The sequence below is a fragment of the Sandaracinaceae bacterium genome (assembly GCA_020633055.1).
In the GTDB taxonomy this organism is placed as follows: Bacteria; Myxococcota_A; Polyangia; order Polyangiales; family Houyiibacteriaceae; genus JADJJE01.
The window spans coordinates 74,629-94,861 of sequence record JACKEJ010000015.1 but is presented as its reverse complement, the minus strand read 5'-3'; the positions used below and the strand labels follow the sequence as shown (position 1 = coordinate 94,861).

15 protein-coding genes and 1 tRNA gene are annotated in these 20,233 nt (G+C 71.9%); 10 read left to right on the top strand and 6 right to left on the bottom strand.

The window, feature by feature from the left end:
* Nucleotides 1-77: 77 nt before the first annotated feature.
* Nucleotides 78-1,019, top strand: coding sequence for an SDR family NAD(P)-dependent oxidoreductase (locus H6726_30325; protein MCB9661975.1), 942 nt, complete (start codon nt 78-80; stop codon nt 1,017-1,019).
* A gap of 98 nt (nt 1,020-1,117) precedes the next feature.
* Here H6726_30325 and H6726_30320 read toward each other — a convergent pair whose 3' ends face one another.
* Nucleotides 1,118-2,623 (bottom strand): hypothetical protein, encoded by a 1,506-nt coding sequence (locus H6726_30320; protein MCB9661974.1) that lies wholly within the window; start codon nt 2,621-2,623, stop codon nt 1,118-1,120.
* Nucleotides 2,624-2,716: 93 nt separating this feature from the next.
* Between H6726_30320 and H6726_30315 the strand changes: the two genes are divergently transcribed.
* The gene (locus H6726_30315; protein ID MCB9661973.1) at nt 2,717-3,538 is read left to right on the top strand and encodes a phosphate/phosphite/phosphonate ABC transporter substrate-binding protein; all 822 of its coding nucleotides are present in this window, start codon (nt 2,717-2,719) and stop codon (nt 3,536-3,538) included.
* A 94-nt stretch (nt 3,539-3,632) separates the two neighbouring features.
* Here the strand turns inward: H6726_30315 and H6726_30310 are convergent, their stop codons facing one another.
* A complete protein-coding gene (locus H6726_30310; GenBank protein MCB9661972.1) occupies nt 3,633-4,679 on the bottom strand; it encodes a hypothetical protein in 1,047 nt (348 codons plus the stop codon).
* A gap of 65 nt (nt 4,680-4,744) precedes the next feature.
* Between H6726_30310 and H6726_30305 the strand changes: the two genes are divergently transcribed.
* Both H6726_30305 and H6726_30300 read left to right on the top strand, forming a co-directional pair.
* Nucleotides 4,745-5,947 (top strand): c-type cytochrome, encoded by a 1,203-nt coding sequence (locus H6726_30305; protein ID MCB9661971.1) that lies wholly within the window; start codon nt 4,745-4,747, stop codon nt 5,945-5,947.
* 49 nt (nt 5,948-5,996) lie between these two features.
* Entirely contained in the window at nt 5,997-7,004 is a 1,008-nt protein-coding gene (locus tag H6726_30300; GenBank protein ID MCB9661970.1) for a 3'(2'),5'-bisphosphate nucleotidase, read from the top strand.
* Nucleotides 7,005-7,032: 28 nt separating this feature from the next.
* On the opposite strand, the gene H6726_30295 is transcribed toward H6726_30300, so the two are convergent.
* A complete protein-coding gene (locus H6726_30295; GenBank protein MCB9661969.1) occupies nt 7,033-7,713 on the bottom strand; it encodes a hypothetical protein in 681 nt (226 codons plus the stop codon).
* A gap of 95 nt (nt 7,714-7,808) precedes the next feature.
* Between H6726_30295 and H6726_30290 the strand changes: the two genes are divergently transcribed.
* Nucleotides 7,809-9,053: an AarF/ABC1/UbiB kinase family protein gene (locus H6726_30290; protein ID MCB9661968.1), complete on the top strand. Its 1,245-nt coding sequence runs from the start codon at nt 7,809-7,811 to the stop codon at nt 9,051-9,053.
* A 182-nt stretch (nt 9,054-9,235) separates the two neighbouring features.
* On the opposite strand, the gene H6726_30285 is transcribed toward H6726_30290, so the two are convergent.
* Nucleotides 9,236-9,370 (bottom strand) — tRNA-OTHER (locus H6726_30285).
* 64 nt (nt 9,371-9,434) lie between these two features.
* Complete coding sequence (locus H6726_30280) at nt 9,435-11,078, bottom strand: TROVE domain-containing protein (GenBank protein MCB9661967.1); 1,644 nt, start codon at nt 11,076-11,078, stop codon at nt 9,435-9,437.
* Nucleotides 11,079-11,339: 261 nt separating this feature from the next.
* Between H6726_30280 and H6726_30275 the strand changes: the two genes are divergently transcribed.
* Nucleotides 11,340-12,395, top strand: coding sequence for an alpha/beta hydrolase family protein (locus tag H6726_30275; GenBank protein MCB9661966.1), 1,056 nt, complete (start codon nt 11,340-11,342; stop codon nt 12,393-12,395).
* 130 nt (nt 12,396-12,525) lie between these two features.
* Complete coding sequence (locus H6726_30270) at nt 12,526-13,113, top strand: chalcone isomerase family protein (protein ID MCB9661965.1); 588 nt, start codon at nt 12,526-12,528, stop codon at nt 13,111-13,113.
* A 75-nt stretch (nt 13,114-13,188) separates the two neighbouring features.
* Here the strand turns inward: H6726_30270 and H6726_30265 are convergent, their stop codons facing one another.
* Entirely contained in the window at nt 13,189-14,409 is a 1,221-nt protein-coding gene (locus H6726_30265) for an MFS transporter (GenBank protein ID MCB9661964.1), read from the bottom strand.
* Nucleotides 14,410-14,486: 77 nt separating this feature from the next.
* Between H6726_30265 and H6726_30260 the strand changes: the two genes are divergently transcribed.
* The 3 genes from H6726_30260 to H6726_30250 are packed head-to-tail and all read left to right on the top strand — an operon-like array spanning nt 14,487 to nt 20,189.
* Nucleotides 14,487-16,226 (top strand): sodium:proton antiporter, encoded by a 1,740-nt coding sequence (locus H6726_30260; GenBank protein MCB9661963.1) that lies wholly within the window; start codon nt 14,487-14,489, stop codon nt 16,224-16,226.
* A gap of 49 nt (nt 16,227-16,275) precedes the next feature.
* A complete protein-coding gene (locus H6726_30255; protein MCB9661962.1) occupies nt 16,276-18,300 on the top strand; it encodes a protein kinase in 2,025 nt (674 codons plus the stop codon).
* Nucleotides 18,297-20,189: a serine/threonine protein kinase gene (locus H6726_30250; protein MCB9661961.1), complete on the top strand. Its 1,893-nt coding sequence runs from the start codon at nt 18,297-18,299 to the stop codon at nt 20,187-20,189. Before H6726_30255 ends, H6726_30250 begins: the two co-directional genes overlap by 4 nt.
* The last annotated feature ends 44 nt before the right edge of the window (nt 20,190-20,233 follow it).

Genomic DNA, 20,233 nt, shown 5'->3' with positions numbered 1-20,233 from the left:
TGCGTGCTCGACCAGCGCCAGCATGGAGGGGATGCTGCCGCGATGTCCGGTCTCCTCCCCACCCGAGCGCTGCGCTGATGCTGGCGCGCATCCGTCGCCGCCTGCTGCGACCCGCCGCCGCCCCGAACGTGGATCTTCGGGGCCAGCGCGCCGTGGTCACTGGCGTGAGCGCAGGGTCGTTGGGCGCCGAGACCGCAGCGACGCTCGCGGCGTGGGGGGCCACCGTGGTCGTCACGCGTCGCGCTGGGGCAGCGGCTGCCGCCCGTGAGCTCGAACAGCGCTCGGGGGCCACGGTCCACGGCTACGACCTCGACCTCGCCAACGCCCGCAGCGTGCGCGAGTTCGCGCGCTGGTACGAGGGCGCGCTCGGGAACGAGCTGGACGTGCTGGTGAACAACGCTGGCATCCACCTCGACCTCCTGTCCGAGTGGGAGGCGCCGCGCCTGTCGCCGGACGGCTTCGAGACGCAGTGGCGCACCAACTACCTCGGCTCCTTTCAGCTCACGCTCGCCTTGCTGCCCGCCTTGCTCGCGGCCGGCGCACGGACGGGCGACGCACGCGTCGTGAACGTCGCGTCCCACCTGCACCACAAGGGGCGCAACGCGGACCTCTTCGCAGCGCGGGAGCCGTACGACTCGTGGGCTGCGTATGGAGCGTCCAAGTTGGCCATGATCCATGCGGCGTTCGAGCTCGAGCGGCGTCATGGCGCGCAAGGGGTGCATGGTTACGCGCTCCATCCCGGCGCCGTCTTCACCAACGTGGCGAGCGTCGGGCTCGCGGGGCACGGCGGGCTCGCCCGGGTGCGGACCATGCTCGCGCCCGTGGAGCGCTTCTTCTTGCTCACGCCAGAGGAGGGCGCCCAGACCAGCGTCTTCTGTGCGACCGCGCCAGACCTCGCCGGAGGCCGGTACTTCACCGCTTGCGCGGAGTGCGACGCCAGCGCGGACACCCGCGACGCCGCCGCAGCAGCGCGGCTGTGGGACGCGAGCGCCGCTTGGGTGCGTTCGCTCAGGCCCTGAGGAACGTCGCGCCGCGGCGTCGCCGACCGGTCGCGTGGCCTCGCTGACGAACCTCGGCACGTCGTCGGCCAGAGTGCGCGCGGCGCTCGCGTGGCGGCTCAGCGTGCCGCGTGAGGGGCCTCGCGGACACTCAGGTCCCGCAGCCGTTCGGCTTCGAACCGCAGCTTCTGCTGCGCGTGTTCACGCAGGCGGTGCAGGCTGTGGGCCAGGTCGGCGAGCGGCCGTTCCACCTGACCCAGCAGGAGAGCGCGCTCCGCGGTCTGCTCAAGCAGGCGGTCCAGCTGGGTCAGCAGGCTGGGGCGCTCCGTCTCAGGCGCATGGTTGTAGCGCTGCACCAGCTCGTCCAGCCGCTGCTGGACGGCTTCGTAGCGTCCCTCCACGCCGCGGCGCGCGGCCTCCATGGGGCCCACGCCGGCTTGGAAGCGGGCTGCGATGGCCTCGATGGTGTCGGCCTCTTCCGCGAGCAGCCGCTGCAGCTCATCGCGCTCGAACGTGACATCGTAGCCCGTGGGGAGCGGCTTGCGGCGTGGGTCCACGTACGCAGGGTCGCCCGCCCGCCGTGCCCGCTCGTCCGCTGACAGCGCGACCGCCGAGTGCACTTCACGCAGCGGCGAGCCTGCCGCCACGAAGGGCGGAAAGGGCGTGTCGCTGTTCAGGTCGACCACGTGCGTGAAGAAGTCGGCCCAGCAGTGGTCCTCGCCGTAGCCCGTGTCGCTGATGCCCACCGTGACGGTGCCGGGCGCGAGGATCTCGGGGTGCGCGGCCACCAGGCGTTCCACCTTGGCGCGGCTCGAGTTGATGCCGTGTCGGCTGGGCAGGGTGAAGCGCGCGGGGCCCTTGCGCCGCCCGAAGCGGCGGAACCAAGGCACGGGCGAGGCCAGCTGCTCGCCCGCCCGATCCAGCGTGGTGCAGTAGACCTCGTCCACACCCAGCCGCTCGGCCGCCAGCGCCACCATGGGCTCTGGAGACGCGCTGGCGAGGATGATGCGCGCCCGTGGCGCCCGCGCTCGGATCGCGGCCATGTCGGCAGCGTCGATGACCTGGTCGGGGGCGTGGCGGGCCCACACGTCTTCGGCCAGCTGGCGCAGCAGGGGGAGTGGCACACGCGACAGGTGGTGCAGCAGCGCTGTCTGCGGCACGGACTGCACCGCGCGCACGGGCTCCAGCCCGAAGCGCCGGAAGCGCATGCGATTCATGCGCTCGAAGACGGCCGCCAGCTTGCCCCACCAAAGGTAGAACAGGCCCGCGTCGGCCCACATGCGGTAGCCCAAGCCCACGTACCGCAAGGCCCCACGAGGGTTGCGCAGGTCCAGGGCCAGCCGTCCGCGCGCCCGGGTGGGCTCCATCGCGCGGCGTCGGTCCTCGCCGTAGGCCAGGTGCGCGCCCAGCTCCCAGCCCAGCAGCTCGCCCAGGTTGCGCCCCAGGTGCACGGTGCGGTCGAGGTCCAAGACCACGAAGCGCGCGTCCGGGGGGATGACGTCGCCGATCAGCTCCGCGAAGGCCCGGGGCTGACCGTGGATGCGCACGCGCTCCACCAGGCGCACGTGGCGTCCGTCGTCGCCGCTGCGAAAGCCGATGGTTCTCGCTTCGAGGTCTGCCAGCATCGGAACCCACCCGCACGATACGCCCGTGGGCCCGCGCGACTGTCACGGTTTGGCAATAGCTGTGTCATGGCATGCGCGCGTATAGTGGGCGCCATGAGGTTTCTGCTGCCCCCCGACAGGAGCGAGCTGAGCACCCACGCGCGGGTCTCGCTGCTGGCCGACTGGCTCACGGAGTGGCTCGGTCGCGAGGTGCGCGTGCGCGTTGCGGGCACCTATGCGGAGATGGTGGACATCGTCCAGGCGAAGGAGACCGAGCTCGCGTGGACACCACCGATCGTCTTTGCGGGCCTGCACGGCGCGACGCGCTTCGCCCTCACCGCCCAGCGCATGGGCGTGTGTTCGAGCCGCGGGGCCATCATCGTGCGGCGTGACGACCCGGCCGGCTCCATCGCCGAGCTCGAGGGCCGGCGGGCGGCCTGGGTGGACCCCTTGTCCATGAGCGGTCACCTCAGCGCCTTGTCCCAGGTGCGCCGCTACGGGCTCGAGGCGTCGGCCCTGTTCGACTCCCAGACGTTCTACGGAAGCTACTCGCGCGCGCTCACGGCCGTGCTGGACGACGAGGCGGACGTCACCTCGGTGTACGGGGAGCTGCGCGACGAGGCCGACGAGTCGGTGCGGCGTGCGTTGAAGGAGCTGGTGGGGACGCGCGCCCGCGACCTGCGGGTGTTGGAGCGCACGGGGCCGTTCCCGTACGACGCGCTGATCGGGACGCACGCCTTGTCCGAGCCGCAGGCCGAGGCTCTGCGCGCCCAGCTGCTCGCGCTGCGCTACGCGCCTTCGTCCCCCTCCATGCTGCTGGATGTGTGCGCCTGCGAGCGCTTCGTCCCGGCGGAGCCTGCCGCCTATGCGTGGTTGGCGGCGACACCAGCGTTCTCGGCGGCCCGCCGCTCGTCACGGCCCAGCAAGCCCACGTGAGCCGTGGGGTGCATGACCGGGCAGGCCCCGCGAACGCTCGAACGCGCCTCTGCACCAGCGCGGGCGCGTCTCTGAGCCCGCGTCCGTTCGCGGGTCAAGGCGGGGTAGGGCGAAGCCGGGCAGGGATGGCGGGGTAGCCTTCCGTGCCGCACGCCGCGCGCGCCTCGGTCGAGAGCGCCCCGTCGGCCAGCACGTCGGCGGCGGTCACCACCGCCTGTCTTTGGAACGGCGAAAGGCGGCTGTCTCGACACAGCGCGATGCCAGCCGTGACGAACGCGCGTCGTCGCTCATCGGACGGTGCGAGCGTCAGCGCCCAGGAGGCGCGACCGATGGCGACCTGAAACCACGCACCGTCAGGCCATGGGTGTAGCAGCGATTCGTACAGGGCCTCCTCGCGGTCGGGGCTCACGGAGGTTCCACGGCCGACGTCGGCCAGCCAGTCGATGTACAGGATGCCGCGCGACTCCCCCGAAAGGGCCCTCCCGATGGCCGCCGCCTCTCCGTCGGGCGTGAAGGACTGACCGTCGACCCAGGCCTGGTGGTCCAGCATGCAGCGCGTGGCCTCGCGTGTGTCGGGACCCACCAGCAGCTGCTCGCACGCGCCGCTCACGTGCGCGCCTGCCACCAGCAGCGGGGTCGACGGAACCGCCTGCAGCGCTTCTGCGCACGAAGAGGCCGCTCCGCGGTCGATGTCCCACACGCGGTCGCCGTACGACGCGAGCGCGCGTGCCCGCCCTCCCGCCAGGACGACCACGTGCTGAGCGTCTGCACACGTCTCGACCGTGATGGTCTCGAAGCGCGCCGCGCAGGTGGGGACGTCTTCGTACAGCAGCCGCCCCGCGTCGAGGACGTGGTCACGGGTCAGCTCGGCGTCGCCCGCGCGTGCCTCCACCACCAGGGCCAGGCGGCACTCTTCGTGTGCGTCGAACCAGCCCGCGCCGCGTCCTGCACCCCGCAGCCCAGCGGACACCGACACGACGCGTTGCTCGAGGCGCAGCGTGACGTGTAAGGACCCGGCTGTCGCCTCGCCCAGCGCGCGCGTGGCCCGGACCGCAGCCTCAGAGCGCGTCGAGCAGCCGCCAGCCCACGCGGTCATGATCAGCGCGCCGAGGACGGCGAGCGTGCGTTCGCCCGAGGTCATCCGTCGGAACTCTACACCGCGCGTGTCGTGTTGCGTCGAGCGGTCAGAGTGCGAAAGGATGCCGCATGTCGGTCCCGCTCCCTCACCCCGCTCGCGCCGCCGAGCGGCTCGTGCTCCGCCGCGCGGCACGCTCGCGCACCCTCATGGCGTCGCCCCTGCTCCTCGGGCTGGCGCTGGGGCTCGGCGCGTGTGACGACCGGCCCGCGGAGCCGACGGTCGAACGAGAGAAGACCCGCCCGCCCGAGAGCGCACTCTTCGCCCGCTACTGTGCGCTGTGCCACGGGGAGCGTGGCGAGGGCGGTGCTGCCGACCACGCGCCCGCCCTCACCACCGAGGCGTATCTGCAGCTCGCGAGCGACGCCTTCCTGATGGGCTCCATCCAGCGCGGGCACCCGGGCACCCCCATGAGCGCATTCAGCAACGCCGCGGGCGGTCCGCTGAGCGACGACGACATCCGCGCCATCATCGCGTTCTTGCGCGCCTTCCAGCACGGACCGTCGTTCGCTGTGGGCGACCCGGCGCGGAACGTCCCCGTGGATCGGGCCCGTGTCGAACGAGCGCGACCCGTCTTCCACGCGCAGTGCGCGTCCTGCCATGGCGAGCGGGGCGAGGGGCGCACGGCTCCCACGCTGAACAACCCCGTCTTCCACGAGCTGGCGTCGGACGAGTTCCTGCGCCGCACCATCACCAACGGCCGCGCGCCCACGGCCATGGCGGGCTTCGCTGGGACGCTCACCCCAACGCAGATCGACGACCTCGTTCACTTCCTGCGCTCGCTCGCGCAGCCCAACACCGCCGCCGCAACGGCGCATGCAGGCGAGGCCGAGGACTGGGCTTCCCGCGAGGGCGAACAGCTGGTCCTGAACCCCGACGGACGTCCGCCGCGCTTCGCTCCGGCCAACGCGTACGTCCAGGCGCTGCAGGTGAAGCAGGCCCTCGACCAGCGGCGACGGATGATCCTCTTCGACGCGCGCGCCGTGTCCGACTGGCGCGCCGCGCACCTCCCTGGCGCGTTGCCAGCGCCGTACTACGCGGACGACGAGGCGCTGCAGCGCATCCCGGACGACGGGACCCAGATCGTCGTCTACTGCGGGTGCCCCCACGCCGCCGCGGACCGCCTGGCCGCGCGCCTGCGCGAGGCCGGCTATCGGCGGGTGGCGGTCATCGACGAGGGCTTCTTTTTCTGGAGCGAGCAGGGCTACCCGCTCGAGCACGAGCCGAGCGGCGCCGAGCAGCCGCCGGAGCCCGAGCCGTCCACGGCGGACTGAGCGCGAAATCGGGTCGGTGCTCTCGCGCGCGCCGTGCTATCCCCCGCGCATGCCCTCCGAACAGCCCGTCGATCTCCAGGCCGAGCTCAACCGCGCTCGTGCTGCCGTGCGCGCCGCTGCGCGCGTGACCCGCGCCGTCCAGGCCGACCTCGTGCACGCCGGCACGCTCTCCAAGAGCGACAAGAGCCCCGTCACCGTCGCGGACTTCGCGTCGCAGGCGGTGGTCGCGGCCACGCTCGGGCGCTTGGGATCGGCCGTGACGGCCATGGTGGGCGAAGAGGACGCGGCCGACCTGCGTGGGGACGAGGCCGCCGTGCGCCGCGCCCAGGTGGTGGGGCACGTTCGCAGCGTGCTCGGGGACGACGTTGGCGAGGACGAGGTGCTCGGCTTCATCGACATCGGCGGGCACGCGCCGCAGCCCGGCGAGACCTACTGGACCCTCGACCCCATCGACGGGACCAAGGGCTTCCTGCGCTCGGAGCAGTACGCCATCGCGCTCGCCTTGGTGCGCGATGGGCAGGTGGTGCTCGGCGCGCTCGGCTGTCCGCGTCTGCCCGTCTCGGCCGACGGCGACGAGGAGGGTGTGCTGATGAGCGCCGCGCGTGGGGCGGGCTCGTTCGTCGAGCCGCTGTTCCGCGACGAGATGCCGGCAGCCATCCGCGTGAGCGACGTGACGGACCCCTCGGGGGCGCGTTTCTGCGAGTCGGTCGAGTCCGGTCACAGCGACCAGGACCAGAGCGTGCAGATCGCCCGCGCGCTGGGCATCGAGGCGCCCGGCCTGCGCATGGACAGCCAGGCCAAGTACGCGAGCCTGGCCCGTGGCGATGCCAGCATCTACCTGCGCCTGCCCACCCGGAAGGACTACCAGGAGAAGATCTGGGACCACGCGGCGGGGCTGATCGTCGTGGAAGAAGCGGGGGGGCGCGTGACCGACGTGCGCGGCGAGCCGCTGGACTTCAGCCTCGGCAAGACGCTGGCCCGCAACTCGGGCGTGGTGGCCACGAACGGACCCATCCACGACGCCGTGCTCGCGGCCGTGGCGAGCGTCCTGGGGTGAACGTCCTCGCTGCGCCCGAGCCGAGGGCTCAGTGGAGGTCTTCCGGGAGGCGGTCGCTCGGCTCCACGGCGACGATGCGCACGGAGCCGTCCTTCGCGCGCTCGATGCGCACGACGGGCGCGTTGCGCGCTTGGTCGCTGGCATAGGCCCCGCGCTGGCGCTTGTCCATCTTCGTGCGAAACCCCGCGGCCAGGTCGTCGGGAGCCGCCTTGCGGCGCTGTCGGGCGCGCCACCACAGCTTGGGCAGGCGCCAGGCGCGCCCACCGTCCAGCCCGTTGAGCGGCAGCAGGTTGATCACGGCGATGATCAGGTTGGTGCGCGTCATGAGCATCACGAAGTCCGCCGTGAACTCGGTCGCGGGCGGCCCCAGGGACACCAGCACCAGCTGGATGGCGACGTACATGAGCCCCTGCGCGAGGACGCCGCCCCACGCGATGACCGACTGTTGGTACTCCGTCGGGTAGCCGCTGTACGAGCACAGCCCGCCGAAGCCGTGGATGTCCAGGCTGGTGACGTGCATGCCGTAGCGCCGCGCCAAGAACCCGTGGCCCAGCTCGTGCCCCGCCACCAGCACGAAGTAGCCCAGCCACACGCCAGGGGCGAAGCGGAGGCCGCCGAAGATCAGCATGCCGAGCGCGAAGCTCCAGTGGAGGCGCACGGGCATTCCGCGGATGTGGAAGAGAGTGGTGTACCCCTCGTCGCCGAACATGCGTGCAGTCTTCGCCGAGGCGCGCACGCCGTCAACGTGCTCGCCACGGGAACGGGGTGGATCTACGCTCGCGAAAGCATGTCGAAGGCACGCCCATGAGCGAGCGCGAGGATCGCAAGCTGGCCACCTCTCGGGTCCTGCGCCTGGGCTCCATGGCCCGCGCCGGGCTGGGCACCGCCACCGCCATGCTGCGCGGCTCGGCGGGCGGGCTCGAGGACGCGGTCGAGCGGCTGGGCGAGCTGCGTGGGCTCGGCACCAAGGTCGGGCAGATGGCGGGGCTGGTGGAGGCGAACCTGCCCGACGAGCTGCGGGACAAGGTGGGTCCCGCGCTCGCGCGGCTGCGCGACCAGACGGCGACGTCACCCTGGGAGAGCGTGCGGGCGCTGCTCGAGGAGGAGCTCGGGGCGCCCGTCGACCAGTGCTTCGACGCGTTCGAGCCCGTGCCCTTCGCGAGCGCGTCGCTCGGGCAGGTGCACCGGGCCGTGTGGGACGGGCACGACGTGGCGGTGAAGGTGCAGCACCCCGGCATCCAGGAGGCGTTCCGCGGCGACCTGCAGAACATCACGGGGCTGGCCTCGGTCGCCACCACCTTCGTCATGCCCGCCAACGCAGGCCGCGAGTTCCTCGACAGCATCCGCGGCGGCTTCCTGGCCGAGCTGGACTACCGCGCCGAGGCCGCGAACGTGGCGCTCTTCGAGGGGCTCGTCGCGGGCGATCCCGACCTGTACGTGCCGGGCGTGGTGACCGAGCGCTCCACCGGGCGGGTGCTCACCACGCACTTCGCGAAGGGCGAGCGGGTGGACGTGGCGGCGACGTTCGAGATCGACGAGCGCGCGCGCCTCAGCGCGGCCGTGCGTCGCTTCGTGCTGGGCACCATGCTCGAGCACGGCGCGCTCTACGCCGACGCGCACGCCGGGAACTTCTTGTTCCAGGCGGGCCAGCCCGTGGCCGTGCTGGACTTCGGTAGCGTGGTGCGCTTCTCGGACGAGAAGCGGGGCGACTTTCGCGCCATGGCGCGCGCAGCGCTGGGCAGCGACTACCGCGCCTTCGAGCGGGCCGTGGGGCACGTGGTGGGCTTCGAGCACCCGCGGGCGCTGCCGGCGGTGGCCAAGATGCAGTGGGACGCGTTCGGCGCGCTCGTGCGGGGCGACCGCGTGGACCGCGCGCACGTGCGCAAGCTCACCGAGAACCTCACGGAGGTGAAGCGCAACATCCTCGGCGCCCGGGTGCCGCTGCCGCCGTTCATGCCGTTCTGGATGCGGACGCTGCTGGCGTGCGTGGCGCTGCTGGCCACGCTCGAGGCTCCCGCGGGAGAGCCCCTTCGCGTGCCAGCCGCATAGAAGGTGCGACGCTGGGACTCGAACCCGCCTCGAACCAGATAACGACGCGCTACCGGCCCGCACGACGCGGGCGAGTTGACGCGCGCCGACCGAGGGCGTCGCGAAATGAAAGAACAGGCAAGGGATGCGCGCGGGGCTTGATCAACCCTAATGATAACCCGCGTGCTTCGGCCCGCTCCGTGTGGTTGCACCGGTGGGATTCGAACCCACGACCACTTCATGGATGATGATAACGACTCCCCTCCGGCCCGCGCGCGAGGCACGGTCAAGTTGTGGAGGGCCGCGTTTAGCGCTCTACCAGGCTGAGCTACGGTGCAGTAAAGGGTCCCCGGGTGGACAGCTGGCGTTCCTCGCCATCCACCCAGGGAGCGTCAGGGGCGTTCACCCCGTGATGAAGTCCGCCATCACGCGCGGCGCCGCGGTATCGAAGCCCACGACGTCGAGCATGCCCGGGTCGTCGGGGGACGCGATGCTGAAGTTCGTCGCGGTCATCCCGACCACGATCAACTTCGCCGCGAGGCCCGTCTTCTGACGGTAGCGGTCCAGCGCCTGGTGCGGGTGCACCTGGCCGAACCACGTCTCGTTGTCGGTGTACACCACGAAGGCGTCCACCTGGGTGTTGGTCTGCGCAGCCCACAGCATGGGGAGCGCGCAGTCGGTGGCGCCCATCGAGACGGACGACACGGTCTTGATCACCTCCGCCAGCGACATGCGCGGGTGGAGGCCGAGCGGCACGAGCGTGTGGGAGAAGCCCATCACGTTCCAGTTCGGTTCCGTCCGCATCGTGGCCATGGCCATGGCGGCCGACCCGACGCGGGGGTTGATGCCGGTCATCCCGGCGACCTGGCCCCAGGTCATGGACCCGGAGACGTCCAGCGCGAGCAACGTCCGCGCCTTCGTCGCCGGGATGCTCCCGAAGGTGAGCTCGAACGCGCCCTCGAGCGCATCCACCACCTGCGGGACCGGCTGCCACGTCATCCCGCCGCGGACGCCGTGGCCCAGGCGGTACGTGTTCAGCGCCACCAACACCGCGAGCGGGTGGAGGCGCGCCTTCGTGATGCGGTTCACGTCTCGGAGACGCGACACCACCAGCGCGCAGGCGTCGGAGCCCTGCGTCACCAGGCCCAGCGACGTCATGCGACCGAGGTTGCGCAACATCGCCGTCATGGGCATCTGCTCGAGCAGCGCGCGCCACACCTCGGGCGACCCGTGGAGCGTGGACGGCACCATCTCGTGCGTCATGCGGTGCTCGGTGATGAGCCGCGCCGCTGCGTGTGGGGAGCGCTCACGCTGGAGCGCATCGAAGGCCGTGATCAACGGAGGCAGCGCCTCGCGCGGGATCGCGTCGTAGGTGGACGTGCGCCCCGAGCGCACGACCGTGCGGGCGCCGAGGCCGTCCGCGCTCGCCGTCACGTAGCGCAGCAGCGCGTCGTGCTCGAGCGAGCGAGGGCCCATCGCGCCACCGGCGAGCCGGAGCGCGTCGCGGTGCGAGAAGCCCGAGCGCTGCCGGTACTTCACCACCTGATACGCGAGGGCATCGGGCGTCTTGGTGAGGTACCAACGGCACACCGCGCGACGCAGACCACGACCCCAGCCGCGGAGCTCCTGCACGGCGGCGAGGAACTCGAACAGCTGCGAGCCCGTGCGGCAGATGCGCGGCATCGCCGCGAGGCCGAGCGCGCGCGTCGCCTCGTTCGCGTGAGAGCACGCGAGCGCCAGGGCGAAGATGGTCGGGCTCTGCTTGGGAGCACGACCCGCCTCGCTCACGGCCACCAACGTGCGCACCGTGCGCGCGCCGTCCTCGTCCAGGCACTCCGCCACGCAGCGCGCGTTCTCGAGCACCAGGGCGCGCTCCGTCGCGTAGTAGGTCCCACCTTCGGCTCCGAGCACCAAGAAGCGCTCGAGGCGCGTCCAGCGGTCGACGACGAACGTGTACCCGCCCGCGCGGTTGCGCTTCTGCTTCGCGTGCGCGGGGGCGCTCTGCGGGGTGCGGTTCTTTTGGAAGTGCTTGCTGTAGCGGGTCATGGCGACTCCTCGGCTCGTTTCGGGATGAGCTAGAGCACGTGGCGTGCCACCCTCGAAAGCACTTGTTTTCGCGCTTTGTTCGTCGTTGAGTGTATCTCGTGGGAGCGCCGCGTATTCGAACGGATAATCTCCGGGGCTAGCCCGGCGCCCGCACCCGCGAGCGTGCCGTGCGCCCGCTTCGTGCCCCACCAGCATGCCGTGCACCCCAAGCGTGCCATCGCCCTTGGGGCCCCGGCGCGCGCCATGGCATGAAGGCTCCCGATGATCTCCGTCGAGGAACCCTCGCCCCGCACGATGCACTGGGTGGATCGCGCGACTGGTCGGCTGCTGGCGCGTACGAAGATGTTCGACGGTGGCTTCGGCGACATCGCGGCGCTCGAGCGCATGCGTGAGGACCCTGAGCTCTTCGGCGGGACGACGCCTGTGGCCCTCGTCGACACGCTGGGTCGCGCGCGTTCGCTGCGCGGTGTGCCCACCGTCCGGCCGCGCGTCACAGCGGGCCTCTGGCTCCGTGAGCTGCGCTGGGACTCCCTCGCTGTGGACGCCCGCTTCGAGGCGCCCGTGCGCGAGGCGCGCGCGTTGTTGATGACTCGTGGTGAGTCCCTCGACCCCACGCGTCCGCTGTGCATCGCGATGGCCGCGAGCGGGGAGGAAGGGTACGCGCGCCGCGTGAAGGTGCTGGCGCCGCTGGTGCGTGACGGGCTCGAGGCGCTCGTGCTCGAGAACCCCTTCTACGGCGCGCGCCGCCGCCCCGGGCAGGTGTCCGCCCGGCTGCCGACCGTGTTCGAGCAGTTCCACATGAACCACGCGTCCGTGCTCGAGACGTTGGGCCTGCTCCGGGGTCTGCGCGCCGTCCCCGGCTTCGAGCACAAGCCCCTCGGCTTGCTCGGCTACAGCATGGGAGGCTTCATGGTGTGCCTCGTCGCGGGCGTGTTCGGGGCGCCCCTGGCCGTGGTCCCGGTCGCGGCCGGGCGCTCACCACGCAGCGTCTACCTGGACGGGGCGCTCTCCTGGGCCGTCGACTTCGAGGCCCTCGAGCGAGAGCGGAACGACGCGCGGGCGTACCTCGCCGGCTTGTTCGAGGCGACGGCGCGCCACCTCCACGCGCCCGCGCCTGGTTCTTCGGTGGTGATGGCCGCGGCCGAACGCGATGGCTTCGTGTTCCCGCACGAGACCAACCAGCTGCTGCGGCACTGGCCCACCGCGTCGCTGCGTCGCTACCGCGGGGGCCACACGCACGTGTTCACGGCCTTTGACGGCCACGTCCGACGGGCGCTGCGAGACGCCTTCGCGGGGCTCCCTGGCGGGGCCTTTTAGTATGGCCAACGGCACTTGGTGCCAAATGTCGTAATGAGTCGACGGACATCCGACTACATGCCACTACCCGCAGGTTCCTCGTGAACGGACTCTAGACAGGGCGCCGGCTTGGGCGCCGGAGAACACGCACATGACCCGCAGCCTCACGCTCATCCCTCTTCTTGCCGCTCTCGTCGCGGCCCTCTCGTTCCCCACCGCGGCGCTCGCGCGCTCGTGCGGAGGCGTCGAGTTCCCCAACAGCGTCACGGTCGCGGGTGAGCGTCTCTCCCTCAACGGGCTCGGCATCCGCGAAGCCACCGTCTTCAACGTGGACGTCTACGTGGCGGGTCTCTACGTGGCGACCCGCGCGCGCACCGCGGACGCGCTGCTCGACCTCACGCACCCCATCGTGCTCGACCTGCGCTTCGTGCGCGACGTCGACTCGGACACCATGAACGAGGCGCTGGTGCAGGGCTTCACGCGCAACGCCGGTGGGAACCGCGCCGCGCTGCAGGCGCGCATCGACCAGCTGCAGGGCTGGGTGCCCAACCTCACCGAGGGCATGAACCTGGTGTTCACCTGGCTGCCGGGCCAGGGGCTGCAGATGAAGGTGGACGGACGCGTGCGCGGCGTGATCCCCGGCGAGGACTTCGCCTCCGTGTTCTTCCGCATCTGGCTCGGGCCCCAGCCGCCCAACCGCGGCCTGCGCACGGGCCTGCTCGGCGGCGCCTGCGGCTGAGCGCGTCGCGGGCTGACGAGGAGGACTCAGAACGGCACTCTGTCCCGGATTCGGGGGCGCCCCGGACTTCAGCCCTCAGGTGGCGTGCGGGGGCGGCAGCTGCGCCAGCTCGTCCTCGATGTAGCCCGGGCGCGCTGCCGCCAGCCCCACCCACAGCTGAGGTACGGTCAGCGCCAGGAGCACGCCTAGCGGCACGTCCCACGCCCCCGTCGCGTCGTACAGGGCCCCGATGCCGAAGGGGCCCACCGTCGCGAGCAGGTAGCCCGCGCCCTGTGTAAAGCCCGACAGCGCCGCGGTCCCCTCGCCCGTGCGCGCGCGCAGGCCAATCAGCGTGAGCACGAGCGGGAACACCGCCGTGGCCACGCCCAGCACCACGGCCCACAGGTACGCGTGCGACGCGGGCGCCAGCATGAGGCCCACGTAGCCCACCGGGTAGCAGGCCATCAGCCCGGCTAGGAGGGCGCGTTGGTCGCGCAGCTGGCCTGCGCGTGCGGGGATGACGAACGACAGGGGGATGCCGACGGCGGTGATGATGCCGAGCAGCAGGCCGGCTGTCTCGGGGGGGAAGCCTGCGTCGCGGTACACCTGCGCGAACCACCCGAAGATGGCGTACGCCTGCAGTGACTGGAGCCCGAACGCGAGCGCCATCACGCGGCCGAGCCGGGTGCGGGCGACGTCGCGCATGGACGCGGTGCGCGTGGCGACGCTCTTCGAAGCGGGCCCGCGCGTGAGGGCCACCCACGGCAACACCGCGACGGCGGCGGTGACGGCCCACACGCCGAGGCCCACGCGCCAACCGTCCGGTCCGCGACCCGCCGTGAAGGGCACGGTCAGCACTGACGCGAGCGTGAGCCCGATGGCCATCGCGGTGGTGTAGAGCGAGGTCATGAAGCCCACGCGCTCGGGGAAGTGCTGCTTGATGAGCGAGGGCAGCAACACGTTCGCCGTGGCCATGCCCGCGAGCGCCAGCAGCGAGAACCCGAGGAACAGCGTGGCGCTCGACGTGGTCGCGCGCAGGAGCAGGCCGGCCACCACCGCCAGCAGCGAGGCGAGCGTGACGCGTCGTGCCCCCACGGAGCGCGCGAGCGCGGGCGCCGCGGCCCCGAACAGCGCGAACGCCAGCACGGGCATGGTCGTGAGCAGCCCGGCCACCGTCGCGGACATGTGCAGGCTCGCGCGTAGCTCGTTCAGCACCGGGCCGACGCTCACCGCTGCGGGGCGCAGATTGAACGCCAGCGCGACGATGCCGACGACGAGCAGCCAGCGAGGCGCGGGGGGCGTGCTCGGAGCGTCCATCGCGGCACTGTGACTCACCGCGGGGCGCACGGCACGCACCTGACAGCGACGCGCACGCAGCGTAGAGTCAGCCCGCTTTGGCTACCGAGATCACCCTCTTCGTCCTGCTGATGGTGGCGAGCGCCGTCGCGATGCTCGCCAAGCGCTTGTCGCTGCCCTACACGGTCACGCTCGTGGTCGCGGGGCTCTTCCTCGGCATGTTGCCGCCGCACTTCGCGTGGCTCGACCTGGACCGCGTGCGGCTCACGCCGGAGCTGCTGTTCAACATCTTCCTGCCCATGCTGCTGTTCGAGGCGGCGTTCCACCTGTCGTGGCCGAAGTTCCGCGAGAACCTGACGGCCATTCTGCTGCTGGCCGTGCCGGGGGTGGTCGTCGCGGTGGGGCTCGGGGGCACCTTCGCTTACTGGCTCGAGCCGCTCGCCAACACGACGCTGCCCATCATCGTCGCGCTGCTGTTCGCGTCCATGCTGGCGGCCACCGACCCGGTCAGCGTGGTCGCACTGTTCAAGGAGCTGGGCGTGCCCAAGCGGCTCGCGGTGGTCATGGAGGGCGAGTCGCTGCTCAACGACGCGGTGGGCGTGGTGGTGTTCATCGTGGTCAGCGCCATGCTGGGCCTGGGCCACACGGACGAGGCGGTCACGCCGCTGTGGGTGGCGCGCATCCTCGTGTGGGAGATCCTCGTGGGCATCGGCATCGGCGCGGCCGTGGGCCTGTCCGTGTCGTGGATGACGACGCTGGTGGACGACCACCTGGTGGAGATCATGCTCACCACCATCGCGGCCTTCGGCAGCTACCTGCTGGCGACGGCCTGCCACGCGTCGGCCATCCTGGCGGTGGTCGCGGCCGGCATGGCCTGCGGCAACGTGGGCGCGCGCTACGGCATGACGCCCACCAACCGCATCGCGGTCGAGAGCTTCTGGGAGTACGCGGTGTTCGTCGCCAACGGCTTCGTCTTCTTGCTGTTGGGCAAGGAGATCGACGTGTTCCGCATGCTGGGCCACGGGGCCGAGATCGTCATCGCGTGGGTGGCGCTGATGGTCGCGCGGGGCGTGGTGGTGTTCGTCGTGGAGCGGCTCTTGCTGCGCACACGCGAGAAGCTTCCGCCGCGCTGGTCGAGCGTGCTGCTGTGGGGTGGCCTGCGCGGGAGCCTGTCGATGGTGCTCGCGCTCTCGCTGCCGCTCGACTTCCAGTACCGCGAGCTGCTGGTGGACCTGACCTTCGGCGTGGTGCTGCTCTCCATCTTGGTGCAGGGCACCACCATGACGCCCCTGCTGCGCTGGTCGGGCGCCGTGGGCGGGGGCAACTCGCACGTCGAGTACCTGCGCCTGCGTACCGCGCTGCGGGCGGCGCGCGCGGCCCTCAAGCACCTGGACGAGCAGCTGGCAGGTGGCGACATCCACGAGCAGACCTACGAGACGTTGCGCAGCCGGTTGGGGGGACGGGAGGCGGCCCTCGAAGAGCAGCTCTCGCGCCTGGACGACACGCTGGTGGACGCGCAGGCCGCCGAGATGGCGCGGGTGGAGGAGGAGCTGCTCGAGGTGGAGCGGCACGCCATCCGCGAGGCGAGTGAGGCGGGCCTGGTGCCGCGCGAGGCCCTCGAGGCGCTGCTGTCCGACCTGGTGGAGCGCTCGCAGTCCGCGCGCGGTGGGCACCATGACGAGGCCGCGCCTGGAGTGGACGAGGCCGGGCACGAGGACTCCGGCGAAGCACCTGGCGGTTCCGACGGAGCGGGTACGGACGCTGCTGCCAACCACGGCCCCGTCGGGGCGGACTCGGGGGCTGAGACCGACGAGGATGCGCCGCACCCCGACGCGTGAGCGCCGTGGCCCCCTCCAGCACGAGGAGCTGGCATAATCGAGGCGCTGCATGACCTCCTCGTCCACCGAGCGACCGCGCGAAGGCCCTTTGGCGCGGGAGACGGAGCCCACGGCGCGCGCGGGCCTGGTCCCGACCGTGAGGGACGCGGCGGTCGACATGACGACGCTCGCCGCGGACGACCCGCAGCTGGCCGAGCGCTTCCAGACCCTGGGCGTGCAGACCCTCGACGCGCGGCCTGGCGTCACCCTGGGACGCAGCCGCACGCTGGTCAGCGACCTCGCCATCCACGACGCTCCGGAGGGGCTCGTGTCGGTCGGCGGGCTCATCGCCGAGGGCGGCATGGGCGAGGTGCGTCGGGCCGTGCAGCACCACCTGCGGCGCGAGGTCGCGGTCAAGCGACCGTTCCGCGGCTCGGACGAGGGCGTGCACCACGCGATGCTGCACGAGGCCTGGGTGGCGGGCGCTCTCGATCACCCCAACACGCTCCCCATCCACACGCTGTCGCGTGAGGGCGACGCGCCGCTGATCGTGATGAAGCGCGTGGACGGACGCGTGTGGAGCGAGCTGCTGGAAGAGGCGCGCGACGCGCCACCCGAGGAGCGCTTCGTCGAGCCGCTGCGTGTGCTGATCGAGGTCTGCCGCGCGGTGCACTTCGCGCACAGCCGCGGCGTGCTGCACCTGGACCTCAAGCCCGACAACGTCATGGTCGGGGAGCACGGCGAGGTGGTGCTGCTCGACTGGGGCGTGGCGGCGGCGTTCGACCCCGCGCTGGCGCCCGACTTCGTGCGTCCCGCGGCCAGCGTGGACAACATCTGCGGCACGCTCGGCTACCTGTCGCCCGAGCAGGTGTTCGGGCGGGGGGCGGACTTCGGGCCCGCGACCGACGTGTACCTGCTGGGCGCGGTGCTGCACGAGATCATCACGGGCCAGCCCCCGCACCGGGGTACGCACGAGCAGTCGATGTTGCTCGCGCTCGTGAGCGCACACCGCGCGGTGCCGCCGACGTTCGATGCGGACGTGCCCGCCGAGCTGGCCAGCATCGCGCAGCGCGCGCTCGCGCGTGATCCGGCGGACCGCTTCCCGGATGCCGACGCGTTCCGCCGCGCGCTCGAGGACTTCTTGGATCATCGCCCCGCGCAGGCGCTCACCGAGCGGGCCGACAAGCTGCGCGACGAGATCGTCTTCTTGCGCATCTCGAACGCGGGGCGCTCGTCCATGCAGGCGCTCAGCGACGAGGCGAGCGTGGAGGGACAGCTCGACGCGTGTCGTTTCGCGTATCAGCAGGCGCTCCGGTCGTGGCCCGACTGCCCGGGCGCGCACGAGGGGCTGGTGGCCTTGGCCCGCATGCGGCTGGAGCAGGCCGAGCAGGACCTCGACGTGCTGGCCGCGCGCGCGGCCCTCGAGGACTTCCCCACGCTGACCGACGACCTGCGCGAGAGGCTGTCCGCGCTCGAGCGCGCTGCCGAAGAAGATGCGCAGCGGGAGCGCGAGCTGCGCCGGCTGTCGGCCGACGAGAGCCTCGAGACCGACCGCGCCATCCGCATCCGCCTCGCGCTCACGGGCGGGGGCTCGTGGAGCGTGTGGAACACCGTCATGGGCCTGCTCGACGGGTTCGGGGTGGTCCCGCTGACGGGTACTACGTTGCTCATCAACCTGGGCCTCGCGTTCTCGCTGTTCTTGGCCGTCCTCGTGTCGGTGGGTCGGCGCCCGCTCACGTCCACCGCCGTCAACCGCCGCGCGCTGACCATCGTGTTCGCGGCGTTCGCCGAGATCCTGGTGGTGTGGGTCGGGGCGCTCGCCATCGGGCTCTCGCCGCACCAAGCCGCCGTGCTGGGGTTCGCCGTGTACGTGCTGGCGGGGCTCGCGGTGGCCGTCGTGCTGGACCCTCGCACGTGGTGGGGGTCGTTGTTGATGCTGGGATTGGCGCTCGGCGCAGCCCGCTGGCCACAGCACGTCTTCTACTTCACGGCGGCCCTCGGACCGATCGGCGGCGCGGGGTTGGCGTACCTGTGGTGGCATCCGCAGGCAGACGGTGCAGCGGACGCGCCCGCCGGCACGGAGGAGCCGACGTGAGCCGCAGCGACGACGCGACGCTGAGCACGGTGGGCGTCCTACGCAGCCCGCGGGAGCGTGAGCTCGCCGTGACCCACGAAGACCCGTTCGCTCACATCGGCGCCCCGCACGAGGGGGGCGTCGTCCCGGGCGAGCTGCTGGGCGCGGGCGGCATGGGCGTGGTGCGCGTCGGCCTGCAGACCACGCTGCGCCGCCAGGTGGCCGTCAAGCGCGCGCTGGGGGCGGCGCGCTCGGAGGGCGACGGCGCGCTGCTCTCGTTCCTGCGTGAGGCGTGGATCGGGGCGCAGCTGGAGCACCCCAACATCCTCCCGGTGCACGAGCTGTGCAGCGACCGCGGCCACCCGCAGCTGGTCATGAAGCGGGTGGAGGGTCTCTCGTGGCGCGCCCTGCTCGACGACGACGCGCTCGCTGCGGAGTTCGGCATGCGCGACCGCCTCACGTTCCACCTCGACATCCTCGAGCGTGTCTGTCGGGCGGTGCACTTCGCGCACTCGCGGCACATCGTCCACCTGGACTTGAAGCCCGACAACGTGATGGTCGGGCACCACGGCGAGGTCTACCTGCTGGACTGGGGGGTGGCCGCCAGCTTCGACGAAGACGCCGACCCGTGGATCCCCCGCACGGTGGACATCCGCACCATCGTGGGGACGCCGGCCTATCTGTCACCCGAGCAGGCGGCTGGTCTCGGCGGCGCCATGGGACCGCGAACCGATGTGTTCCTGCTCGGCGCGCTCGTGCACCGCATCGTCACGGGGCGCCCCCCGAACCGTGGCGACTCGGTGGACGAGGTGATGTCCGCCGCCTTCGCCGCCGAGCCCGCTCCTTACGACGACGCGGTCCCGTCCGAGCTGCGCGCCATCCTGCACAAGGCCATGGCCCGCGCCGTCGACGACCGCTACGCGTCCGCCGACGAGCTGCGCCTCGCGGTGCGTGCGTTCGTGCAGCACCGCGAGTCCAACGCCATCCTCGCGGCGGCGCTGACGCGCCTGTCGCTGCTGCGCGAGGAGCGCGACGGAAAGGCGCTGCGTCCCTCGGTGGCGCGGCGCGTCGAGAGCGAGTGTCGCTTCGGGCTCGAGGAGGCGCTGTCCTCGTGGCCCGGCAACACGGCGGCGCGCGCGGCCCTCGACGACCTGGCGCGCCTGGCGGTGGAGCGCGCGCTCCGGGCCAACGACTGGCGGCGCGCGGCGGCGGCGCTGGACCGGTTGCCCGCGGGCGACGATGCGCTCTGGCAGCGCGTGCGTGCGCTGCGCGCGGCCGCGATGGAGAAGGAGCGGGAGCGCAGGGCCCTCGAGGACCTGGGCAGCAACCAGGACATCCTGCGGCACGCGCGGGTGCGGTCCATCATCGCCGCCTCGGTGAGCGTCAGCTGGTTCCTCTGGTTCCTGCTCAGCGGTTGGCTCCTGCGCTCGGGCCTGGTCACGCTCACGCATCCACTGCTGATGCTCGAGGTCGCCGTCACGCTCAGCCTCTCCGGAGGGGTCATGTGGCTGGTGCGGGACACGCTGATGACGACGCAGATCGACCGCCGCGCGCTGCTGCTGCTGTCTGCGTCGCTGGGCGGGGTGGGCGTGCTGTGGGCGCTGTGCTGGCAGCTGGGCACCACGCCACAGCAGTCGCTCACGCTGAGCTCGGGCGTCTACGTGTTCTTCTTCGTCGCGATGACCATGGTCATGGAGCGGCGCCTGACGTGGGTCACGGTGGCCCTCTTGCCCGTCGCGTTCATGAGCGTCGTCGACACCACACACGTGCTCGAGTGGCAGGGCTTCTACGTGCTGGTGGGCGGCGCCGCGCTGAGCGCGCTGTGGCGGCGCGACGCGCGCAAGGCGGCTGCGCGTGAGGAGGCGATCTCGAAGCAGGGCTCGCCGACCCGTGGGGGTGCCCCGGGCTGAACGCGAACGGCCCGCCCTGGGGTGCCAGGACGGGCCGGTGCGTG